This window comes from Flavobacterium pasteuri (assembly GCF_048286615.1).
GTDB lineage: Bacteria > Bacteroidota > Bacteroidia > Flavobacteriales > Flavobacteriaceae > Flavobacterium.
Genome location: NZ_JBLVPN010000005.1, coordinates 1 through 21,536, shown reverse-complemented (window position 1 = coordinate 21,536; position 21,536 = coordinate 1). Strand labels below are relative to the sequence as shown.

Annotated in this window: 17 protein-coding genes; 8 read left to right on the top strand and 9 right to left on the bottom strand. The window is 35.0% G+C overall.

What is annotated here, in order from left to right:
* Positions 1 to 140: 140 nt before the first annotated feature.
* Both odhB and ACNQF6_RS08690 read right to left on the bottom strand, forming a co-directional pair.
* Positions 141 to 1,373 carry a 2-oxoglutarate dehydrogenase complex dihydrolipoyllysine-residue succinyltransferase gene (odhB, locus tag ACNQF6_RS08695; protein WP_417965070.1) on the bottom strand — a complete coding sequence of 411 codons (1,233 nt, stop codon included), beginning with the start codon at positions 1,371 to 1,373 and terminating at the stop codon, positions 141 to 143.
* Positions 1,374 to 1,532: 159 nt separating this feature from the next.
* Complete coding sequence (locus ACNQF6_RS08690; RefSeq protein WP_417965068.1) at positions 1,533 to 4,304, bottom strand: 2-oxoglutarate dehydrogenase E1 component; 2,772 nt, start codon at positions 4,302 to 4,304, stop codon at positions 1,533 to 1,535.
* A 119-nt stretch (positions 4,305 to 4,423) separates the two neighbouring features.
* Between ACNQF6_RS08690 and ACNQF6_RS08685 the strand changes: the two genes are divergently transcribed.
* Both ACNQF6_RS08685 and ACNQF6_RS08680 read left to right on the top strand, forming a co-directional pair.
* Positions 4,424 to 4,966 (top strand): hypothetical protein, encoded by a 543-nt coding sequence (locus tag ACNQF6_RS08685; RefSeq protein ID WP_417965066.1) that lies wholly within the window; start codon positions 4,424 to 4,426, stop codon positions 4,964 to 4,966.
* A gap of 17 nt (positions 4,967 to 4,983) precedes the next feature.
* Complete coding sequence (locus tag ACNQF6_RS08680; RefSeq protein ID WP_417965064.1) at positions 4,984 to 5,544, top strand: hypothetical protein; 561 nt, start codon at positions 4,984 to 4,986, stop codon at positions 5,542 to 5,544.
* Here ACNQF6_RS08680 and ACNQF6_RS08675 read toward each other — a convergent pair.
* Both ACNQF6_RS08675 and ACNQF6_RS08670 read right to left on the bottom strand, forming a co-directional pair.
* Positions 5,541 to 5,897 (bottom strand): hypothetical protein, encoded by a 357-nt coding sequence (locus ACNQF6_RS08675; protein WP_417965062.1) that lies wholly within the window; start codon positions 5,895 to 5,897, stop codon positions 5,541 to 5,543. The two genes, ACNQF6_RS08680 and ACNQF6_RS08675, sit on opposite strands and share 4 nt — an antisense overlap.
* Positions 5,898 to 6,036: 139 nt before the next feature.
* Positions 6,037 to 7,011, bottom strand: coding sequence for a polyprenyl synthetase family protein (locus tag ACNQF6_RS08670; RefSeq protein ID WP_417965060.1), 975 nt, complete (start codon positions 7,009 to 7,011; stop codon positions 6,037 to 6,039).
* Positions 7,012 to 7,209: 198 nt separating this feature from the next.
* On the opposite strand from ACNQF6_RS08670, the gene ACNQF6_RS08665 reads away from it, so the two are divergent.
* The 5 genes from ACNQF6_RS08665 to ACNQF6_RS08645 all read left to right on the top strand — a co-directional run bounded on the left by ACNQF6_RS08665 (position 7,210) and on the right by ACNQF6_RS08645 (position 14,095).
* Positions 7,210 to 7,731, top strand: coding sequence for a YceI family protein (locus ACNQF6_RS08665; RefSeq protein WP_417965057.1), 522 nt, complete (start codon positions 7,210 to 7,212; stop codon positions 7,729 to 7,731).
* A gap of 125 nt (positions 7,732 to 7,856) precedes the next feature.
* Entirely contained in the window at positions 7,857 to 8,453 is a 597-nt protein-coding gene (locus ACNQF6_RS08660) for a TetR/AcrR family transcriptional regulator (RefSeq protein ID WP_282713536.1), read from the top strand.
* A gap of 3 nt (positions 8,454 to 8,456) precedes the next feature.
* The gene (locus tag ACNQF6_RS08655) at positions 8,457 to 9,797 is read left to right on the top strand and encodes a TolC family protein (RefSeq protein WP_417965055.1); all 1,341 of its coding nucleotides are present in this window, start codon (positions 8,457 to 8,459) and stop codon (positions 9,795 to 9,797) included.
* A gap of 4 nt (positions 9,798 to 9,801) precedes the next feature.
* On the top strand, positions 9,802 to 10,863 hold the full coding sequence (locus ACNQF6_RS08650; protein WP_417965053.1) for an efflux RND transporter periplasmic adaptor subunit: 1,062 nt from the start codon (positions 9,802 to 9,804) through the stop codon (positions 10,861 to 10,863).
* 61 nt (positions 10,864 to 10,924) lie between these two features.
* Positions 10,925 to 14,095, top strand: a complete 3,171-nt coding sequence (locus ACNQF6_RS08645) for an efflux RND transporter permease subunit (RefSeq protein ID WP_417965051.1) — start codon at positions 10,925 to 10,927, stop codon at positions 14,093 to 14,095.
* Between the two features lie 94 nt (positions 14,096 to 14,189).
* Here the strand turns inward: ACNQF6_RS08645 and ACNQF6_RS08640 are convergent, their stop codons facing one another.
* Both ACNQF6_RS08640 and ACNQF6_RS08635 read right to left on the bottom strand, forming a co-directional pair.
* Entirely contained in the window at positions 14,190 to 14,630 is a 441-nt protein-coding gene (locus tag ACNQF6_RS08640) for a LexA family protein (RefSeq protein WP_417965049.1), read from the bottom strand.
* Entirely contained in the window at positions 14,621 to 15,895 is a 1,275-nt protein-coding gene (locus ACNQF6_RS08635) for a Y-family DNA polymerase (RefSeq protein WP_417965047.1), read from the bottom strand. The genes ACNQF6_RS08640 and ACNQF6_RS08635 overlap by 10 nt, the downstream gene beginning before the upstream one ends.
* Positions 15,896 to 16,298: 403 nt before the next feature.
* Between ACNQF6_RS08635 and ACNQF6_RS08630 the strand changes: the two genes are divergently transcribed.
* A complete protein-coding gene (locus tag ACNQF6_RS08630; RefSeq protein WP_417965045.1) occupies positions 16,299 to 16,967 on the top strand; it encodes a hypothetical protein in 669 nt (222 codons plus the stop codon).
* 167 nt (positions 16,968 to 17,134) lie between these two features.
* Here ACNQF6_RS08630 and ACNQF6_RS08625 read toward each other — a convergent pair whose 3' ends face one another.
* The 3 genes from ACNQF6_RS08625 to ACNQF6_RS08615 all read right to left on the bottom strand — a co-directional run.
* Positions 17,135 to 19,093 carry an OmpA family protein gene (locus ACNQF6_RS08625; protein WP_417965044.1) on the bottom strand — a complete coding sequence of 653 codons (1,959 nt, stop codon included), beginning with the start codon at positions 19,091 to 19,093 and terminating at the stop codon, positions 17,135 to 17,137.
* A 14-nt stretch (positions 19,094 to 19,107) separates the two neighbouring features.
* Positions 19,108 to 20,034, bottom strand: a complete 927-nt coding sequence (locus ACNQF6_RS08620; protein ID WP_417965042.1) for a PorP/SprF family type IX secretion system membrane protein — start codon at positions 20,032 to 20,034, stop codon at positions 19,108 to 19,110.
* Positions 20,035 to 20,073: 39 nt separating this feature from the next.
* The coding region (locus ACNQF6_RS08615; protein ID WP_417965041.1) for a T9SS type B sorting domain-containing protein at positions 20,074 to 21,536 on the bottom strand (1,463 nt) is incomplete at its 5' end.

The following is a 21,536-nucleotide window of genomic DNA, read 5'->3' as shown; positions in this document are numbered from 1 at the left end:
TAATTAAAAATCATAATCGCAATAAAAAACAAAAATAAATATGCCTTTATAACTCGTAAATTAATAAACAAAAAAATCCCGCCTTATTTAATAACATGGCGGGATTGAAATATATTTTTATAAAGTTGATAAAAACAAATTTACAACTCTAACGCTCTTTTAGGATTGTTATCCATTAATAATTCCATTGGGTTTTCTAACGCTTCTTTAACTGCTACTAAGAACCCAACAGATTCACGACCATCAATAATTCTATGGTCATAAGACAACGCTACGTACATCATTGGGTGAATTTCCACTTTTCCGTTTACCGCAATTGGACGCTCGATAATATTGTGCATTCCAAGAATTCCAGATTGTGGAGGATTGATTATTGGTGTACTCAACATACTTCCAAAAACGCCCCCATTAGTAATTGTGAAAGTTCCACCAGTCATATCATCAACCGTGATTTGTCCGTCACGTGCTTTTAATGCCAATCTTTTAATATCAGCTTCAACTCCACGGAAAGTCAAGTTTTCAGCATTACGAACTACAGGAACCATTAATCCTTTTGGTCCTGAAACCGCAATTGAAATATCGCAAAAATCGAAAGCAATCTTATGATCACCATCCATCATTGAGTTTACATCTGGAAATAATTTTAACGCTCTCGTCACTGCTTTAGTAAAGAAAGACATGTATCCTAAACCTATTCCACCATGTTTTGCTTTGAACGCATCTTTGTACTCATTACGAATCAAGTTGATTGGCGTCATGTTTACTTCGTTAAAAGTAGTTAACATTGCTGTTTCGTTTTTAGCGGCAACTAATCTTTCTGCCACTTTACGACGCAACATTGATAATTTAGTACGCTCTGTTCCACGAGAACCACCTGTAGGAGTTCCCATTGAAGGCACAGCATTTACTGCATCATCTTTAGTGATTCTTCCGTCTTTTCCAGTTCCTGTTATGGAAGCTGGCGCTATATTTTTTTCGTCTAATATTTTTCTTGCTGCTGGAGATGGGGTTCCTGAAGCGTAAGTTGCTGCTGGAGCTGCTACTACGGGAGCCGCTTTTGGCGCTTCTGCTTTAACTTCAGCTTCTGCTTTTGGCGCTTCAACTGCTGCTGCCAATGCATCACCTGCTGGTTTAGCTGCACTCGTATCGATTAAACAAACTACCGCTCCTACTGCTACTGCATCGCCTTCTTCTGCTTTTAAAGTAATGATTCCACTTGCTTCTGCTGGCAATTCTAATGTTGCTTTATCAGAATCAACCTCAGCAATTGCTTGGTCTTTTTCTACATAATCTCCGTCTTTTACCAACCAAGTTGCAATTTCAACTTCTTTTATAGATTCCCCTGGTGATGGGACTTTCATTTCTAAAATCATGTTCTATTATTTTAAATTATGAATTTTACGTTTTAAATTGTCCTAGAACAACCTATGTTTACTATATAAACTATTTTTTAGCCCTGATGGAAACTGCATCCTTTTCCTAGCTTCTTTAGCTAGGAAAAGATATAGTGCACAGCAGGAAATAGCTCCTTATTATCTAAATAAATTTTTATCAAAAACCATTTTTATGGCATCTGCCTGACGACGTTTTGCTCTGGTATAACTTCCAGCTGCTGGAGCTGCATACGCTTTTAGTGAAGCCAATCTCCATTTCACTAAATCGAAATTCATCAACATAAAGCTGTAAGCTCCCATGTTTTTTGGTTCTTCTTGTGCCCAAACATAATCATCAGCGTTTGGATATTTAGCAATAATCGCTTTTAATTGTTCCACTGGCAATGGGAATAATTGTTCGATTCTAACTACTGCAACATCGTTACGACCGTTATTTTCTCTTTCGGCAGTGATGTCATAATAGAATTTACCTGTACAAAAAACTAGTGTTTTCACATCAGCTTTATTTACTGTTTCATCATCGAATGTTTCCTGGAAACTGCCAGTTGCAAATTCTTCTACAGATGAAACTACTCTTGGATCACGCAACAAACTCTTTGGTGTAAATACAATAAGCGGTTTACGGAACGTCGTTTTCATTTGTCTTCTCAGCAAGTGAAAGAAATTGGCAGGCGTTGTACAATCGGCAACATACATATTATGTCTGGCGCAAAGTTGCAAATAACGTTCCATTCTTGCAGATGAATGCTCTGCTCCTTGTCCTTCATATCCATGAGGCAATAACAAAACAATTCCGTTTTGGTTATTCCATTTATCTTCTCCACAGGAGATGTATTGGTCAATCATAATTTGGGCTCCATTACTGAAATCTCCAAATTGTGCTTCCCAAATAGTTAATGTATTTGGGTTTGCCAAAGCATATCCATAATCAAATCCTAAAACACCGTATTCTGATAAAAGAGAATTAAAAATATTAAATTTCCCTTTTTTATTTTCGATGGCATTCAACAAGATTACTTCTTCCTCAGAATCTTCTACTTTAACAACCGCATGACGGTGAGAGAATGTACCACGCTCTACGTCTTGACCTGAAATACGGATATCAAAACCTTCTGTCAAAAGCGAACCATAAGCTAATGTCTCTGCAGTTCCCCAATCTATAGTATTATTGTCGTAACCTGTTTTTCTATCAGTGACAATTTTACTTATTTTATTTATGAACTTCTTATCTGACGGTAGGCTTGAGATTGTTTTTATGATAGAATCTAATCCGTCTTTAGGATAAGAAGTGTCATATTTTTCAAGCATTTGCTTGTCGCTAACTTGCTCAAAACCTTTCCATTCATTTTTCATAAATGGAGTAATAATAGTCAAATCTTTTTTACGGGATTCTTCTAAGTTTACCTCCAAGTTTGATTTGTATTCTTGTTCTAATCCTTTTACAAAAGTGCTGTCTATCAACCCTTCTGCAAGCAGTTTATCCATGTAGATGTCTCTTGGATTTTTATGCTTTGCAATAATTTTATATAATACCGGTTGGGTAAAACGAGGCTCATCACCTTCGTTATGCCCGTATTTTCTATATCCTAATAAATCGATAAATACATCACGGCCAAACTGCATTCTGAAATCCAAAGCAAATGACATCGCATGAACTACCGCTTCAGCATCATCTGCGTTTACGTGTAATACTGGCGAAAGGGTTACTTTGGCAACATCCGTACAATATGTAGAAGAACGTGCATCAAGGTAATTAGTGGTAAATCCTACTTGGTTATTGATCACAATATGGATTGTTCCTCCGGTTTTATAACCGTCAAGTTGTGCCATTTGTACAATCTCATACAAAATTCCCTGGCCTGCAATTGCAGCATCACCGTGAACAGCGATTGGCAATACTTTAGAGAAATCGTTAGGAAAATATTTATCTTGCTTTGCTCTAGTAATTCCCTCGATAACTGCACCAACAGTTTCTAGATGCGAAGGATTTGGAGCTAAATTAATATTGATTTTTTTTCCAGTGCTGGTAACTTTGTCAGCAGTAAGTCCTAAATGGTACTTTACATCTCCATCAAAATATTCCTGGTCGTAATCCTTACCATCAAATTCACCAAAAATGTCTTGGGTTGATTTACCAAAAATATTTGCCAAAACATTTAAACGGCCACGGTGTGCCATTCCCATTACAAATTGCTCTACTCCTTTTTCGGCTGCTTTTTCAATTAAAGCATCCAAAGCCGGAATGATTGATTCTCCACCTTCAAGAGAAAAACGTTTTTGACCTACATATTTAGTATGCAAAAAGTTTTCAAAAGATACGGCTTGGTTTAATTTATTTAGAATTGATTTCTTTTCGTCCAAAGAAAATTTAGGCTGATTGTCATTAACTCCTAATTTTTTCTGAATCCACTCTACCACTTCCGGTTTACGAATATACATGTATTCCACCCCAATGTGCTGGCAATATATGGTGTCAAGGTGAGTTATAATTTCCTGAAGCGTACACGGTTGTATATTAATCACCTTAGCAGCATCAAAAACAGTATTTAAATCGGCTGTTGATAGTCCGAAATTTGTGATTTCAAGTGTTGGTGATGTTGTACGTCTTTCTCTAACAGGGTTTGTTTTTGTGAACAAATGACCACGAGAACGGTATCCATCTATTAATTTCAATACATTAAATTCCTTTTGAAGTTTATCCGACACTAAATTGATATCGGAATTATTAGCTGCAAAATTAGCGATTTGCTCTACTTTGTTTTCCTCATTGTAAGTCGTCATCCCAAAATCGAAACCTTGAAAAAAACTTCTCCAACTTGGCTCAACGCTGTCTGGATTCTCTAAATATTGATCGTATAATTGTGCGAAAAATTCGGTGTGTGCTGCGTTTAAAAATGAAAACCTATCCATAATATGTGGTGAATATACTTTTTTGTTAAAATAGTTTGGCAAAAGTACAATAATTGAATAAATTTATAATTTATTTTAAGATACTTTTACATTGAAAAATGTTAAAAAACTGAAAACTTATGACAAAGAATAGCTTTTTAGAAGATTCCCAATCATTATTGGTGATTATTATCCTATTTTTTTCAAGTTGCTTGTTTGCACAGCAAAACACATCACCTCCTGAAACGAAAAATGAGTTTTGGAGAAATGTGCAATTTGGAGGAGGAATTGGCTTAGGCTTTGGTTCTGGCTATACGGATATCTCATTAGCACCAAGTGCTATTTACAATTTCAATGATTATGTGGCTCTGGGTGTTGGCTTACAATATAAATATTTAAAACAGAGAGATTATTACGCTTCCCATTTGTATGGCGGGAGTGTTGTAGGTCTTTTTAATCCAATACAAGAAATTCAACTCTCAGCTGAACTGGAACAATTAAGAGTCAATGTAAACTTAGATGGATCTAATAGCAATTCACAAGATTACTGGAATACTGGATTATTTCTTGGCGCAGGATATAGATCTGGAAACGCAACAATTGGCGCCCGTTACAATGTTTTGACCGATAAGAATAATATTTATGGCAGTGCCTTTATGCCTTTTATAAGAATCTATTTTTAATAAAAACACAATTACTCGTGAACAACCAACTATCAGTTTTTAAAATTACATTGTGCTTATTCTTATTTATCAGTAGTACATACGTGTTTTCGCAAACTTCAAAAGATAATATCACTCAAAAAGTAGCTGACACCACTGTTATTAAAAAACCAGAAAAATTAAAATTCGGTTGTGGATTCGGGCTGAACTTTGTTGGGGGTACAAATATTAGTGTTTCTCCTAATTTAACACACACTATTAGCGATAAAATAGCAGTGGGAGGAGGATTACAAGGAAGTTACGCAGCAATAAAAAATTTACAAAACACAACTACTTTTGGGGCAAACGTATTAGGCCGATACAATCCAGTAAAAAAAATAACGACTCTATTAGAATTTTCTGAATTAAGGGTTTCCACTAAAAAAGATTCTCCAACGGAGAAAAGTACTTATAATTATTGGGATTCAGCACTTTTTGTCGGCGCTGGATACAACGTTACAAGTAAAATATCTTTTGGAGCTAAATATAATTTCCTATACAAAGAAGGAAAAAGCGTTTATACTAGCCCAGTGATTCCTTTTGTAAATATTTCTTTTTAATTGGAATATTTATTCCTGAACCAAACTTTTTGCCATTCCCTTTTTAGAATTAAAAAAGCGACTTGTTCTGCCAGAATTACTAAATCAGAACCGTCTAGTTTTTTTATTTCTCCTTCAGAAACATCAATTATATATAGTAAATTGAGGTATTCAGCAAACTTATACTGAATGAGTCGGTAGATTTTTTCATGAAGCTGCAACTTCAATTCATTAGGAGAAATACTCAAAGGAAAATCAATTGCTTCATTAGCTAAATTGAAATCCTTATTCATTTGTTCGATTAATTTCAAATATAAGTTTTCGCTTTCTGCTTCAGTAAGTAGTAAATCTGTATTTTTTGGAACTATAAACATATCTTTAAAATTTCAATGCCAGTATCAATAGCAATTTTCAATATTGTTGTTGTGGTACAATTTACTTCTTGTTAAATTCAAATATCAACTTTCAAAATCAACGTTGCTATTGATTATTGAAATTGTTATTGAAGTTAAATTACACTTTCCTTCCCATTAAGTTCTCACCAAAAGCCTTCAGCATTTCTTTTTTATCTATGCTGATATTCATTTTATCCAAAGTCTGAAAAGCTTTATAAGTAAAATCTTGTATGGCATCTTGAGTTGCTGTTGAAGCACCTGAGTTGTTAAAAAACTCTTTTACCGTTTTGATTTTTTCTGTACTATCTTCTGGTTGGTTAGAGAACAATCGTCTTAATTCTTTTGCTTCAGCTTTTTTTGAAAACGCAACTGCTTTAAGATACAAATAGGTTTTTTTATTTTCTATAATGTCTCCGCCTACTTGTTTTCCAAAGGTTTCCGGATCACCAAAAGCGTCCAGAAAGTCATCCTGTAATTGAAAAGCCAGACCTAAATTCAGTCCAAAATCATAAATCAAGTTGGCATTTTCTTCTGAGGTTTCTGCAATAATCGCTCCCATTTTCATGGCTGCTGCCACTAAAACTGCTGTTTTATATTGAATCATTTTCAGGTATTCCGGAATGGTAACATCATTTCTTTCTTCAAAATCGACATCCCATTGTTGCCCTTCGCAAACTTCAAGAGCGGTTTTGCTGAATAACTTAGCTAAATCCCGAAAAATAATAGGTTCATATTGTTCGAAATACTGGTACGCTAAAATCAGCATGGCATCACCAGATAAGATTCCGGTGTTTAAATTCCATTTCTCGTGCACCGTTTCCTGTCCTCTTCGCAATGGCGCATCATCCATAATATCATCATGAACCAAAGAGAAATTATGAAAAACTTCAACAGCCAGAGCCGCCGGTAACGCTTTCCTGTAATCGGCATCAAAAATCTCTGCACTCATTAATGTAAGCACTGGACGCATTCTTTTCCCTCCAAGATCTAATATATAATGTATGGGTTCGTATAGATTTCTAGGTTCTTTGGTTTCATACTGTGATTGCAGATAATCCGAAAGAAACTCTTGATACTGGTATATAGAATGCATAAAATAATTTTTTTGGCTAATTTACAGTATTCAATTTGTATTACAAACTCCCTTTTGTCATCAAATGTTAAATAAATCAAAATACATTGGAAACTATTTTAGTATTCAAAGTTTCCTTCTTACATTTGCCAACGAAAATTTAATGTTTTGAAATCTTTAGCGGTTTTAAAATAAATTCCAAATACAACGCAACGAATTATGAAAACAAAATGGACAGTTGACTCGAATCAATCAGATGTTCTGATAAAAATGAGGCACTCAATAATTGCGTATCTAGCAGGATCCATAAATAAATTCAACGGACATATTGATATTGAGGATAATCAAATAGAAGATGCTTCGATAGAATTCTCTTTGGATGTCAATAATAAAAATGCAAAACTAGAACAAATAGATACTCACATGGGGCTAAATGACTTATTTGACATTAAGGAGTTTCCAATTATTAGTTTCAAGTCGACTTCATTCGAAAAAGTTAATAAAAACATCAATTTTTTGAAAGGAAATCTTACTATAAAAAACATCACAAAAGTAGTGGAGCTTGATGCTGAATTCATAGGATTCAATACGTATGATGGCGATCAAAAAGCTGCATTTGAAATAACTGGTCATATTAATCGAAAAGATTTTGGTTTAAACTTTACTTCATTTAATCAAACAGGCGGTTTGGCTTTAGGACAAGACATTAAGTTCATGGCAAACTTAGAATTAACCGCTTGATAAGAAAGCAAATGTTAAATAAACATGAAATTTAAGGAAACTATTTTGGTTTACAAAGTTTCCAAATTACATTTGCACAAAATTTAACAGTTTCAATAAATCACAACTGATTAAGAATAAAGAAAATGAAAGAGAAAATTATATCCAAAGCAAAAGAGATGTTTTTGAAACTTGGTTTCAAAAGTATTACTATGGATGATATTGCCGGTGAAATGTGCATTTCAAAAAAAACGATTTATAAATATTTTGCCAATAAAGAATTGTTGATAGAGGAAAGCGTTCAAGTTATTCATACAGAAGTTAATGGAATAATTGCCGAAATTACATCTAAAGATTTTAATGCAATCGAAGAAAACTTTGAAATAAGACGCATGTTTGCAGAGATGTTTAAAGCCACTGACACTTCCCCTCTTTATCAATTAAAAAAGCATTACCCTGAAATCCATGAAAAAGTGTTAACCTACCAAGTGGAAATGTGCCAAACTTGTTTTCGAGAAAATATTGAAAAAGGAATTGCACAAGGTTTATATCGAAATGACATAAATATCGAAGTTTATGTTAATTTTTATTACTCATTAATTTTTACCATTAATGAAAACATAAGATCTGAAAGAGAAGTGTTCTCTTTAGAAATGGAAGCTTTACAATACCACACCAGAGCAATGGCTACAGAAAAAGGAATTGCCGAATTAGAAAAAAACTTACTTAATCCAATTACATAAACAATGAAAAAAATAATCATACTATTAACCCTAATATTTGCACTTAGTGCCAATGCGCAAGCAGTCAAATCTCTCACGCTCAAAGAAGCCATCAACTATGCTTTAGAAAATAAAGCAGAAGCCAAAAAAGCAAAACTACAAGTGGAGAACAGTGAGTACCAAATTCAGGAAGTACGTTCTCAAGCGTTACCTCAAATTTCAGCAAATGGAAGTTTAACTTACAATCCTGTATTACAAACAACCGTTATTGATGGAGCAAATTTTGGTCAACCAGGAAGCACAATTCAAGCAAATTTTGGTCAAAAATGGAATTCAACCGCTGGTGTTTCTTTGACACAAGCGATTTTCGATCAAACGGTTTTTACAGGTTTGAAAGCAGCAAAATCTACTAGAGAATTTTACCAAATCAACGAACAACTAACCGAAGAACAAGTAATTGAACGCGTAGCCAATAATTATTATCAGGTATATGTTCAGAGACAAAAACTAACTGTTATTGACAGTTTGTATAAAAATACCACTAAAGTAAAAGACATCATAAAAGGTCAGTATGATAATGGTCTAGCCAAAAAAATTGATTTAGATCGAACTTTAGTAAGAATTTCAAACATCAATACGCAACGCCAACAAGTTTTAAATGCAGTTCAAATTCAAGAAAACGCATTGAAATTTTACATGGGAATGCCAATAGAAACTCAAATCGAGATTCCGCAAACAGCATTTGAAGTAAGTCCACAATCATTATCAGAGATTCCAAATACAGCAAACAGAACAGAATATTTGCTCTTGAAAAAACAAGAACAACTTTTATTTTATCAAAAAAAGGCTGTTGAAGCAGGATATTACCCAACACTATCATTGAACGCAGGATACAATTATATTGGTCAGGGCCCAAAAATGCCTATTGGAGGAAAACCATCTGATGGCGTGTATTGGTCAGATTTCTCTTCAATTGGTTTGAATTTAAAAGTGCCAATTTTTACAGGATTTGGTACTCGTGCCAAAGTAAGACAAGCCGATATTGATTTGAGAACCATAAAAGAAGACATCAACGATACAAAATTATCTCTTGATTTGGCTTTCGCAAATGCAAAAACACAAATTGACAATAGCTTAACCACTATCAACAATCAAAGAGAAAATGCGCAACTAGCTAAGGAAGTTTTAGACAACACAAGAAATAATTATGTACAAGGATTAGCCTCTTTAACTGATTTACTGGATGCAGAAAATTCATTGACTGAAGCTCAAAACAACTATACATCTGCAATCCTAGACTACAAACTAGCAGAAATACAATTAATCAAATCAAAAGGAGAATTAAAAACACTTATAAATAACTAAAAAAATGAAAAAAAACATACTAATCATAGTAGCAATCGTAGCAGCTTTAGGCGTTATCGCATATACTTTAACAAAAAACAAAGAAGAAAACGAAGCAAAAACAGCAATTGTAGCAGAGAAAAATGCCAGTGTTTCTGTAAAAGTTTCAACCGTAAAAATCGAAGAAGTTTCTCTTGATTTTTCTGCCAATGGAAATTTTGCACCACTACAGGAATTGAGTTTTTCTGCTGAGAAACCAGGAAGAGTAGTTCGTGTTTTAGTTGAAGAAGGAGATCGAGTAAGTGTTGGTCAGACTTTAGCTATTGTTAGAAGCGAACAGATCACAGCTGACTTGCAAACGGCACAAGCTTCTTATCAAAATGCATTGACGGATTACAGCCGTTTTGAAAATGCTTTTAAAACTGGTGGTGTGACGAAACAACAATTGGATCAAGCTAAATTGAATTTGGTAACTTCAAAATCAAGATTACAACAAGCAAAAGTTAATATTGGCGATACTAATATCAAAGCGACAATTAACGGAATCGTAAACAAAAAATACATTGAACCAGGATCCGTTCTTGGCGCTGCAACGCAAATGTTTGACATTGTAAATGTTTCAAAATTGAAGTTGAAAGTAAACGTTAACGAAAATCAAGTAGCAGGTTTAAAAGTAGGCAATACGATTAACGTAAAAGCTAGTGTATATCCTGATGCTACATTCTCTGGAAAAATCACCTTCATTGCTCCAAAAGCAGACGCAAGTTTAAACTTTCCGGTAGAAATAGAAATTGCTAATAATGCTTCAAATGATCTGAAAGCCGGAATGTACGGAACTGCTGAATTTGCTTCAAGCCAACAAAAACAATCGTTGATGATTGTTCCTAGAAATGCTTTTGTAGGAAGTGTGAGCAGCAACGAAATATTTGTAATCGAAAATGGAACTGCTAAACTAAAAACGGTTACAGCGGGAAGAATTCTTGGTGATAAAGTAGAAATTTTAAATGGACTTTCTGATGGTGAAACTGTAATTGTTACAGGTCAAATTAACCTTCAAGATGGATCTAAAGTGGAAGTCATAAAATAGGTCTAAAAGCCATAAAGAAACCGCTTAAAGCCTAAAGCTTAAAGCCTAAAGCAAATAAAAAATGAAATTAGCAGAAATATCCATAAAACGTCCTTCATTAGTAATCGTATTATTTACGATTCTAACATTAGGAGGACTGTACAGTTACAGCCAATTGGGCTACGAATTGATTCCAAAATTCGAAACTAATGTAATTACTGTTGCCACTATTTATCCTGGAGCGTCTCCAAGTGAGGTAGAAAATACCGTGACTAAAAAAATTGAAGATGCGATTGCATCCTTAGAAAATATTAAAAAAATAGACTCGAAGTCCTACGAAAGTTTGTCAACTGTGTCTATTACATTAACCTCCTCGGCTGATGTTAATATCTCTATGAACGATGCTCAACGTAAAATAAACGCCATTCTTAGTGATTTACCGGATGATGTTGAAACGCCTTCATTAAGTAAATTTTCCTTAAGTGATTTACCAATTATGACTATTGGTGCCAACGGAAAAATGGATGAAGTTGCTTTTTACGACTTAATTGATAAAAAATTAGCACCCGTTATTTCTCGAGTAGAAGGTGTTGCGCAAGTAAACATTATTGGTGGACAAGAAAGAGAAATTCAAGTCAATCTTGATGCAGTAAAAATGCAAGGCTACGGACTTTCTGTTCCGCAAGTACAACAAAATATTTTATCCTCTAATTTGGATTTTCCAACAGGAAACATTCAAACTCGTGAGCAGAAAATATTAATTCGTTTGGCCGGGAAATATAAAAATGTTGACGAATTAAGAAACCTAGTTGTATCCTCTAAAAACGGAATTCAAGTACGTTTAAGTGACATTGCTGATGTTCAGGACACTCAAAAAATCACTGAAAAAGTAGCGCGTGTCAATCAAAAAAGTGCTATTATTTTACAAATTATCAAACAATCGGATGCTAATGCGGTTGCGGTAAGTGAAGAATTAGTTAAAACAATTGCTAAACTGGAAACCGATTATAAAGCGAATGGTTTAAAATTAGAAATCGCAAAAGACAGTACCATTTTTACGCTAGAAGCTGCTGATGCTGTTGTACATGATTTACTTATTGCAGTACTTTTAGTTGCACTTGTAATGTTGTTTTTCTTGCACAGTATTAGAAACTCGTTGATTGTAATGGTTTCTATTCCTGCTTCATTAATTGCTACTTTCATCGGAATTTATTTGATGGGATATACTTTAAACTTAATGAGTTTATTAGGTCTTTCTCTTGTTGTAGGTATTCTTGTGGATGACGCCATTGTAGTTCTGGAGAATATTTATAGGCACATGGAAATGGGTAAAAATAAGGTACGTGCAGCCTATGATGGAACAGCTGAAATTGGCGGAACCGTTGTATCGATTACTTTAGTAATTGTGGTGGTATTTTTACCAATTGCAATGAGTACCGGATTGGTTTCTAACATTATTACACAATTCTGTGTAACGGTAATTATTTCAACATTGTTGTCTTTAGTAGCTTCATTTACAATCATTCCGTGGTTGTCTTCAAGATATGGAAAATTAGAACACATTGAAGGTAAAAACCTTTTTGGAAAAATCATCCTTGGATTTGAAAGCTATTTAACACGCTTTACAAATTGGGTTTCAGGATTATTAGAATGGTGTTTGGATCATTATTTTAAAACACTGGCTATAGTTTTAGTAATCTTTTTTGGTTCTATGATTAGTTTATTTGGTGGTGGATTTATTGGCGGAGAATTCTTTGCAGCGTCTGACAGTGGTGAATTTTTAGTTCAAATAGAAATGCCAAAAGATGCTTCATTAGAGCAAACTAATTTCATGACGCAAAAAGCAGAAGCCTTTTTGAAGAACGAAGCGTATGTTTTTAGTCAAATTACAACGATTGGTCAAACCAGTGAAGGTCTTGGTGCTTCGCAAGCAACTGCGTACAAGTCTGAGATAAACGTTAAAATGGTTGGATTAGACAAACGTGATGAACCTGCAAATGTATATGCTGCAAAAACAAAACGTAAATTAGAAAAAATATTAGTTGGAGCAAAAGTTAAAACGGTTCCAGTTGGTATTTTAGGAACTGCAGAAGATGCGACTTTAGGATTAATTGTAACTGGTCCAAACGTAGAAAGCGCCATGCAATTTGCAAAAGCAGCCGAAAAAGAATTACGCACCATTCCAGGAGCAACAGAAATCGAATTATCAGTAGAAGATGGAAATCCGGAAGTGAACGTAAAAGTGGATCGAGATAAAATGGCAGCTTTAGGATTGAGTTTGCAAACAGTAGGTATTACCATGCAAACTGCTTTTAGCGGAAACACTGATGGTAGATTTAGAGCTGGTGAATACGAATACGACATCAATATTAAATACAATGCTTTTGACAGAAAAAGTATTGCCGATGTAAGTAACTTGATATTCATTAATGATATGGGTCAACAAATTAAACTAAATCAATTTGCAACCGTAACCGAAGGTTCTGGGCCAAGTGAATTAGAACGAAGAGACAAATCAGCATCGGTAACTGTAAAAGGTCAAAATGTTGGTGTAGCTTCAGGAACAATTGTAACACAATGGCAAGAAAAAATTGAAAAATTAAAAAAACCATTAGGCGTAAATTACATCTGGGGAGGTGATCAGGAGAACCAAAGTGAAGGTTTTGGTACATTAGGAATTGCGTTATTAGCTGCGATTATTTTGGTTTACCTAGTGATGGTTTCGTTATACGATAGTTTTGTACATCCATTTGTGGTATTGTTTGCGATTCCGCTTTCATTTATTGGAGCGATGTTGGCTTTGGCTTTAACCAATAACACACTGAATATATTTACTATTCTAGGTATCATCATGCTTATTGGTCTAGTTTGTAAAAACGCGATTATGCTTGTCGATTATACCAACCAAAGGCGTAAAGCAGGTGAAACGGTGAGAACAGCATTGATCCAAGCGAATCATGCGCGTCTTCGTCCAATTTTGATGACGACTATCGCAATGGTATTTGGTATGTTCCCAATTGCATTAGCATCTGGAGCTGGAGCTGAATGGAAAAACGGATTGGCTTGGGTAATTATTGGGGGATTAATTTCCTCATTATTCTTAACTTTGGTTGTAGTTCCTGTAATTTACCAAATCATGGAAAAAGCAATCAATAGACTTTCTAAAGGAGATAAAGTTGATTATGAAGCTGAAATGGTTGCTGATTATGAACACCTAGAACTAAGCGAAGATGGAGTTACTCCTAAACACTAAACTATTCTTATAATATTCAAAAACCTGTTCATTTATTTGAACAGGTTTTTTTATGACTAAAAAGTCCATTAAGATTTTAATTCTTAGGGAATATTTAAAGTTTCTTAATCACATAGGTTACAATTCCCCAAATTATTAATTGGTTTTCTTCTGTGACTTTTATCGGAGAATAACTTGGATTTTCTGGCATCAAATACAAACAGTCTTTCTCGAGTTGCATGCGTTTCACCGTAAACTCACCATCGATAAAACAAATCGCAATTTTATTGTTTTGCGGCTCTAAACTTCTATCCACAACAAGAACATCCTTGTCATTGATTCCGGCATCAATCATGGAATTTCCTTTTACTTTGATGTAAAATGTAGCCAATGGATTTTCGCTCAATTGTTTATTCAAATCAATGCTCATTTCCATAAAATCAGCAGCCGGTGATGGAAATCCCGCTGAAACACCTTCACTGATGAAAGCAATTCGCAATTCACTTTCATAATCAGGCAGAAAAAAAGTCAGTTTTTGATCTTTATTTATAGACATTTGATTTCGAGTATATCTTTAAAATTAGTGGTGTATCTGGGTGACAGATGCTTCTGATTCATGTTCCAAGTCAGACTTAAATTTTGTGTGGCCAACTTTACTTTCTTGTCACCAATTTTGTTATTGAGGCCATCCATCACTTTCATCAGTTCCAAATGTTTTGGGTTTTCCTCATCAAACAACTGCAACTGTTTCTTGTCCTGATCAATCAACTCAGTGACAATGACGCCCGCTTTCTTGAATTTCAAATGCTCATTTCCTAGGTGTAATTTTTTCAACATTGCGATAGCTGTATTAGAAATTGTCAACGTAGAATTTGACGCATAGGACAACGTAACCGCCATATTAAAATAATATTTGGAAGTTTCTACCGTATGTTTATCAACCACTAGCATTACAATAATCGTATGACAGCAGGAGTTTTGCTTTCGCAATTTCTCTGCACAAACCGCTGCAAAAGTAGCAACACGCTCACGCAATAAATCAAAATCAGCAATTTGTTTCGGGAAACTTCTGGTCGTAGCAATACTTTTCTTTTGGTCCACAATAAGGTCTAAATCCAAAACTGATTTTCCCTCGAGTTCGTATTTTAAACGCATACCTACCACACCCATTTCTTTTTTGATCCAAGCTTCGTGTTGTGGTGCAATAAAATCTAAAGCAGTTACAATATTTTTAGCTTTCATCTTTTTATTCATTCGGTAACCAATGCCCCAGACATCTTCAATTTTTGTCCATTTCAAGGCTTTAATACGCTTTTCTTCGGTGTCAATAACGTAAACACCTTGCGTTCTGCCTTGGAATTTCTTGGCAATTTTATTGGCTACTTTAGACAATGCTTTTGTTGGTGCAAAACCAATACAAACGGGAATCCCAACCCATTTTTGCACACGGGTTTTCATTTGGATTCCATAATCATGATAATCTAAAATCGTCAAACCATCAAAATTCAGGAAGGCTTCGTCGATACTATAAATTTCTAGATTCGGGGTAAACTGGCCTAAAATTGCCATCACCCGATTACTCAAATCACCATAAAGCGGATAATTCGAAGAAAATACTTTTACATTTTTCTCTTTTACCAATTCCTTAATCTGGAATGCTGGCGCACCCATAGGAATCCCAACCGCTTTCGCTTCATTACTTCTGGAAATCACGCAACCGTCGTTATTTGACAAAATTGCAACCGGTTTCCCGTTGAATTTCGGCTGAAAAACACGTTCGCAGGAAGCATAGAAATTGTTACAATCGACTAAAGCATACATGTTACAAAATTACTCAATATCCCTCGATGCGTGTTTGTAACTAAAGTTAATTTTAGGGATTGTTGATAAGTAGTTTTATATAAAAATATTTTTAAAAATTAGGTTCTATCTCTTTTATTGAGATTCGTTCTTTATCAAAACGATAAAAAAGCACATTGAGCCCAACAAGAATTATATTAAAAAAACCTTAATATTCCCTTCTCAATAAAATTATTTTTATTTTTTTAAAGATTTTAATTGATTGATTTAAAGTTAATTATATGTTTTAAATCAATTTACAAGCTAAAAACACAAAACCGTGATTCAAATCTTTGGCACGCTACTTGGATATACCTAATCAAATAAGTAAAAAAAGCGAAAGCCGAAAAGCTCAAGAGTAGGCAAAATTCAAAATATAATTATCATGAAAAAAATTACCTTTTTAGTAGCTAGTATCTTCGTATTTGGAGGTGGTATAGTGAATGCCGCAGAGAAAATCGATTTTTCTGTAGAAAGAAGATCTGTTGTAGATTTTAGAGATGCCGATCCAATTGTGTTCACAGAAAGAGGAATTGAGTTCTTCATATTCCCTGACGGACAATTTGATTTTAATACACGTCCTTCAACCGGTTCAACTGGCGGCATGTATTATAAAACAGGCAAAAAAAATGGCATGAATAAAACGTATGGTGCACCAGCAAATGTTCGAAACGGAAATTATGGTGTAAAAGTAGAACACGACAACATGGGCAGAGTAAGACGTATTGGAAACGTGATGATCAACTATGACTCAAATGATAGAGTAAAACGAGTAGGTTCAGTTTATATGACATACAACCGTTATGCCTTAGAACGAGTGGGTGGTTTAGAAATTATCTACAACCGTCGTGGTCAGATTGTTGATATTGTTGGAGCCGTAAAAGGTGGCGGCCGTCATGAATATAGTCAAAACAGCTATGGAAACAATGATTATGGCAACAGCCAAAACTCAAATGATGATGACTACTACTATTACAGAACAAATGGTACAAAAGCCAAAATTGAGGACACTAAAGCATCAGGAAGTGTAGCCATCAGAATAGACAGAAGATAGTTAGTTAGTTATATAAATGGTTTGTTTGAAATTCCTGCTGGTAGTTGTATCAGCGGGAATTTTTTTTGAATGCGTAATCTTACTTGATTTTATTTAATAAAAATGCCCACAAAAAGCAGAACCTTTTCGTGGGCATTTTTTAGATATTTTAAGGTTTAAAAAAAGATTTATTGCATCGAAACAATTAAAAACTCACTTCTTCTATTGGCTTGATGTTGCTCCTCTGTACAGTTTGATTTGTTCGTTGGTTCGCATCCACAATCGTTTACAAGTTGTGACTCTCCATATCCTTTAGCTGCTAATCGATTTGCAGCTATTCCATTTTTTATCAGCCATGCTTTTGTTGCATTCGCTCTTCTATCAGATAGTGCTTGGTTGTATGCAATGGTTTGTCTGCAATCTGTATGTGATCTAATATCTATTGTCATCTTTGGGTATTGCTGCATTACTGCCAATACTTTTTCGAGCTCAAATGCTGCGTCTTTTCGTATGAATGACTTGTCTAAATCAAAATAAAGAATTGGAATATTCAAGGTATTGGCTAAGTCTGTACCCACATCGACTGCTCTTTTACGTGGCTCTAATTCTAATGGTCCTTGTGTTTCTCCTGATACTTTTGCTATTACAATCTTGTTCTCTTTAGTTTCATACTCTACCTTTTCTCCTCTTAAATAATACACTTTCCCACATTCAACCTCAAATGTATATGCTCCAGATAATGGAGTTGTGATCTCCTTTATAAGATTAAAATTAGCATCAAACAAACTTACCTTGGCATTTGCCATGACTAATCCTGTGTCTTGATCCTTGATTACGCCTTGAAGTACTTGAACACATACTGGAACGGGTAATTTATTGAATCTATAAATATCATCTGAACCTAGTCCTCCCTCACGGTTAGAGGTTATAAATCCTTTTCTGTTCTCTGCATCAATCACAAATGAAAAATCATCTAGGGTACTATTTATCGGGGCGCCAATGTTCTCTATGGTTTCGCTTCCTGTGTTTGCTAATAAATCTGTTACAAATACGTCTAATCCACCTAGCCCTGGGTGTCCATCACTAGCAAAATACAACTTGTTGTCCTGTGCAATGTAAGGAAATGTTTCTCTCGACTCTGTATTTATTGGGAGTCCTAAATTATTTGGAGTACCGTAAGTTCCATTTGGATTGACACTTACACTAAAAAGATCTGACATACCGTTAGTACCCGGCATATCTGATGCAAAATACAATGTCTTTTCATCTACACTCAATGCTGGATGTGCTACACTATATTCGTTGCTGTTAAAAGGAAGTTCTTCTACATTAACCCATTTTCCATTTTCGTTTGTAGCTTTGTAAAGTTTTAGCAAAATGATTCGTCTACTATCGTTTTGCCTTTTCCCGTTTAGATAATTATTTCGTGTAAAATACATGGTTTTGCCGTCTTTTGTAAAAACGGGGGTTGACTCATGAAACCTACTGTTAATGTTTTTATTGAAAACTTCTGGCTTGCCTAAACCACCTTGTGTACTTATCTCAGAGCTGTACAAGTTGGTGAAGGATTCATTGTTCCATTTAAACACTTTCTTAGCTACTCCACCCGTATCTCTTGCAGAGGCAAAAAGTATGGTATTATTGTAATAAGCACTTCCATAATCTGAGTAGGCAGAGTTTATTCCTGCATCGAATATTTCATAAAGCCCCGAATTTTCCTTAATCTCTTTCAGGTAATCTCGTTGACTTGCAAAGAGCTTCCCCCGCTGATCTCCTGCCGATTTTGCTATGAATTGCTCTAACATTTTATCAGCCTTAGAATAATTACCTACTGCTTTCAATGACTGAGAATACCTATAGTAGTACTCCGTCTCTTGTACTGCATTCATGTCAAAAAGTGCAGTATACCATTTTTCTGCCTTTATTAATTCAGCTATGAAAAAATAGGAATCTCCTAGTTTTCGAAACATTTTCTCGTCTTTGTATCCTTTCTCTGCTACTTTCTCGTAGATAGCTATAGCATCAACATAAGAATAGTTTTCGAATTTTTTATCAGCGGTTGTCACACCTTTTTTTTGAGTATATCCCACTAATGATGACACTAAAAAAATTGTGCAGTATAGGAAATGTCTGGCGTTTAATTTCATAACGTTATATTAAATTAAAAGAATCTAGGTGATGTAATTCTGTTGTACTTTTTGAATATTTCATAGCGAAGAAATATTTCATGAGATCCAGAATTATAATTTGCAAGACGTGTAGTTTCCATATCATATCCATATCCAATAAACCATGAATCAGACGCTTGAAATCCTACCATAGCACTCAAGGCTGCACTCCATCTGTAAGCTGCACCTACTGTAAACTTGTCATTTATCAAAAAATTAGCCGATAAATCTACCTGTAAAGGTGCTCCTTGAACTAGTTTTGTCATCATTGCTGGCTTGAACTTTAGGTTGTAATCTAAATCGAAAACGTGACCTGCCGTTAAGTAATAATTTATACGCTCTCGTGCAATGTAAGAACCAGATCCTACTCCTGCATACCTATCAAAATGCTCTGTCTCGAGCAAGTTAGGTACAGATAGTCCTATATAGGTATTATCAGAATACCAGTAAAGTCCTACACCTATATTTGGTGAAAACTTATTGTCTATGTTGTTTTCAAAACTATAATCATTTGGATCATACTGATTCAATTTATCAAAATTGACATTCAAAAGGTTTGCTGATGCTTTCAACCCAAATGAGAGTTTAAAATCTTCTGATGTATTGATATAATAAGAAAAATCAACCGATAGATTATTCTCATCTGATGGACCTATTCTGTCATTTATTACTGACACTCCCAAACCAATTTTAGTATCATTGATTGGGGTATTGATCGAGGCAGTATTAGTAACCGGTGCTCCATCTAGCCCTACCCACTGTGTGCGGTGTAAGGCAAAGATGTTCATAGACTGGCGAGATCCTGCATAGGCCGGGTTTATATTGATTGTGTTGTACATATACTGTGTAAACTGGGCGTCTTGCTGAGCATTTACCAAACTCGAGAGTAAGAGTAAAAACATTATTAATTTTGTTTTCATATTGCTTTCATTTTTAAACTTATAAGCTTTATTTATCAATTATCTGTTAATATATAAGTATCCTGCTTTCTCGAAACTTGTGGCAGCACTATCCTTATATCTCAAGATATAATAATACGTTCCCTCTGGTAACTCTTCGGATTGATTAATGGTAACCCTTCCCTCTGAAACTCCTCTAAAGGCTCTATCATCATTGTTGTATCCTGCTCTTTCGAATACTAAAACTCCCCAACGGTTGTATATCTCTACCGTGTTATCGCTGTAACATTCTAAGCCTCTGATGCGGAAAACTTTGTTGTCACCGCTTCCATTTGGAGCTACTGCATTGAACACTTCGATTACACATCCTGAAATTCCTAAAACCGTAGGCTTGTCATCTGTAATCGTTTCATTATCAGAAAGATCACTTACTAAAGTCCCAATAGGACTTAAAGCAGTCACTTTGGCTTGATTTTCAACATTTCCTTTGTTAATATCAGCTTGAGTTAGACTATATTTTGCCTCAAACGAAGTAGTATCGGTTTGTGCAACACCCAATGCTATTGGGCCTCCTGTAAGGACAATACCAGGTAAAAGATCGATTACAACAACATTTGTTAATGGTACATTACCTGTATTGGAAATCTCAAATTTATAGGTTATCGTTTCTCCAACCTGTGCATAACCATCTCCGTTATTATCATCAAAAGTTGCCGTTTTAATGATTGCTATTTTTGGAGATTCCCCTACTGTAATAATACTGGTTGCTGTATTACAAGTTGTAGGTGTTAATTTATCACACAATTCATAAACTACATTATAAACTCCCGGTACTGTTCCTGCCGCAACAGTTACTGCTCCCGTTAATGGATTTAATGTAATTCCTACTGGCCATATTCCTGATTGAGAAACGGTTGCGTTACCTGTAGTTCCTAATGTTGCTGGAACACCATTCATTTTATCATTTGCTGCTACGTTTAGTATTGCTGTCCCTCCTGTAGAGGTTACAGTTCCTATATCAGATACTGGTTGAGAAACTGCTATAACAGTGATAGTAACTGTTGCCGTATTACAAACTGTACCTTGACATACTTGGTAAACAACTGTTACTGTACTTCCTGCTTCTGTAGCTAGTGGCGTGTAGCTCATCAATCCTGTTATTGGATCAAAGCTTACTGTTCCTTGTGCTGTTCCGCCTGCTTGGGTAATGGTATTACCATCATTGGCTAAGAAGTCATCATTGGCTAAGATATTAACTGTCGTAGATCCTCCGAATGCTCCACTTACAGTATCGCCATTCGCTGTTGGAACACTTGGGTTTGGATCCGTATTATCCGGATTACCATCGCCATCTAAGTCTCCCGCTAGAACTGTGATAGTAACTGTTGCCGTATTACAAACTGTACCTTGACATACTTGGTAAACAACTGTTACTGTACTTCCTGCTTCTGTAGCTAGTGGCGTGTAGCTCATCAATCCTGTTATTGGATCAAAGCTTACTGTTCCTTGTGCTGTTCCGCCTG

Coding starts and splice junctions, on each gene's coding strand:
- ACNQF6_RS08690 (WP_417965068.1), bottom strand. CDS start 4,304: ATGGATAGGTTTTCATTTTTAAACGCAGCACACACCGAATTTTTCGCA.
- ACNQF6_RS08650 (WP_417965053.1), top strand. CDS start 9,802: ATGAAAAAAAACATACTAATCATAGTAGCAATCGTAGCAGCTTTAGGC.
- odhB (WP_417965070.1), bottom strand. CDS start 1,373: ATGATTTTAGAAATGAAAGTCCCATCACCAGGGGAATCTATAAAAGAA.
- ACNQF6_RS08665 (WP_417965057.1), top strand. CDS start 7,210: ATGAAAACAAAATGGACAGTTGACTCGAATCAATCAGATGTTCTGATA.
- ACNQF6_RS08630 (WP_417965045.1), top strand. CDS start 16,299: ATGAAAAAAATTACCTTTTTAGTAGCTAGTATCTTCGTATTTGGAGGT.
- ACNQF6_RS08655 (WP_417965055.1), top strand. CDS start 8,457: ATGAAAAAAATAATCATACTATTAACCCTAATATTTGCACTTAGTGCC.
- ACNQF6_RS08685 (WP_417965066.1), top strand. CDS start 4,424: ATGACAAAGAATAGCTTTTTAGAAGATTCCCAATCATTATTGGTGATT.
- ACNQF6_RS08670 (WP_417965060.1), bottom strand. CDS start 7,011: ATGCATTCTATATACCAGTATCAAGAGTTTCTTTCGGATTATCTGCAA.
- ACNQF6_RS08635 (WP_417965047.1), bottom strand. CDS start 15,895: ATGTATGCTTTAGTCGATTGTAACAATTTCTATGCTTCCTGCGAACGT.
- ACNQF6_RS08640 (WP_417965049.1), bottom strand. CDS start 14,630: ATGTCTATAAATAAAGATCAAAAACTGACTTTTTTTCTGCCTGATTAT.
- ACNQF6_RS08645 (WP_417965051.1), top strand. CDS start 10,925: ATGAAATTAGCAGAAATATCCATAAAACGTCCTTCATTAGTAATCGTA.
- ACNQF6_RS08625 (WP_417965044.1), bottom strand. CDS start 19,093: ATGAAATTAAACGCCAGACATTTCCTATACTGCACAATTTTTTTAGTG.
- ACNQF6_RS08660 (WP_282713536.1), top strand. CDS start 7,857: ATGAAAGAGAAAATTATATCCAAAGCAAAAGAGATGTTTTTGAAACTT.
- ACNQF6_RS08620 (WP_417965042.1), bottom strand. CDS start 20,034: ATGAAAACAAAATTAATAATGTTTTTACTCTTACTCTCGAGTTTGGTA.
- ACNQF6_RS08675 (WP_417965062.1), bottom strand. CDS start 5,897: ATGTTTATAGTTCCAAAAAATACAGATTTACTACTTACTGAAGCAGAA.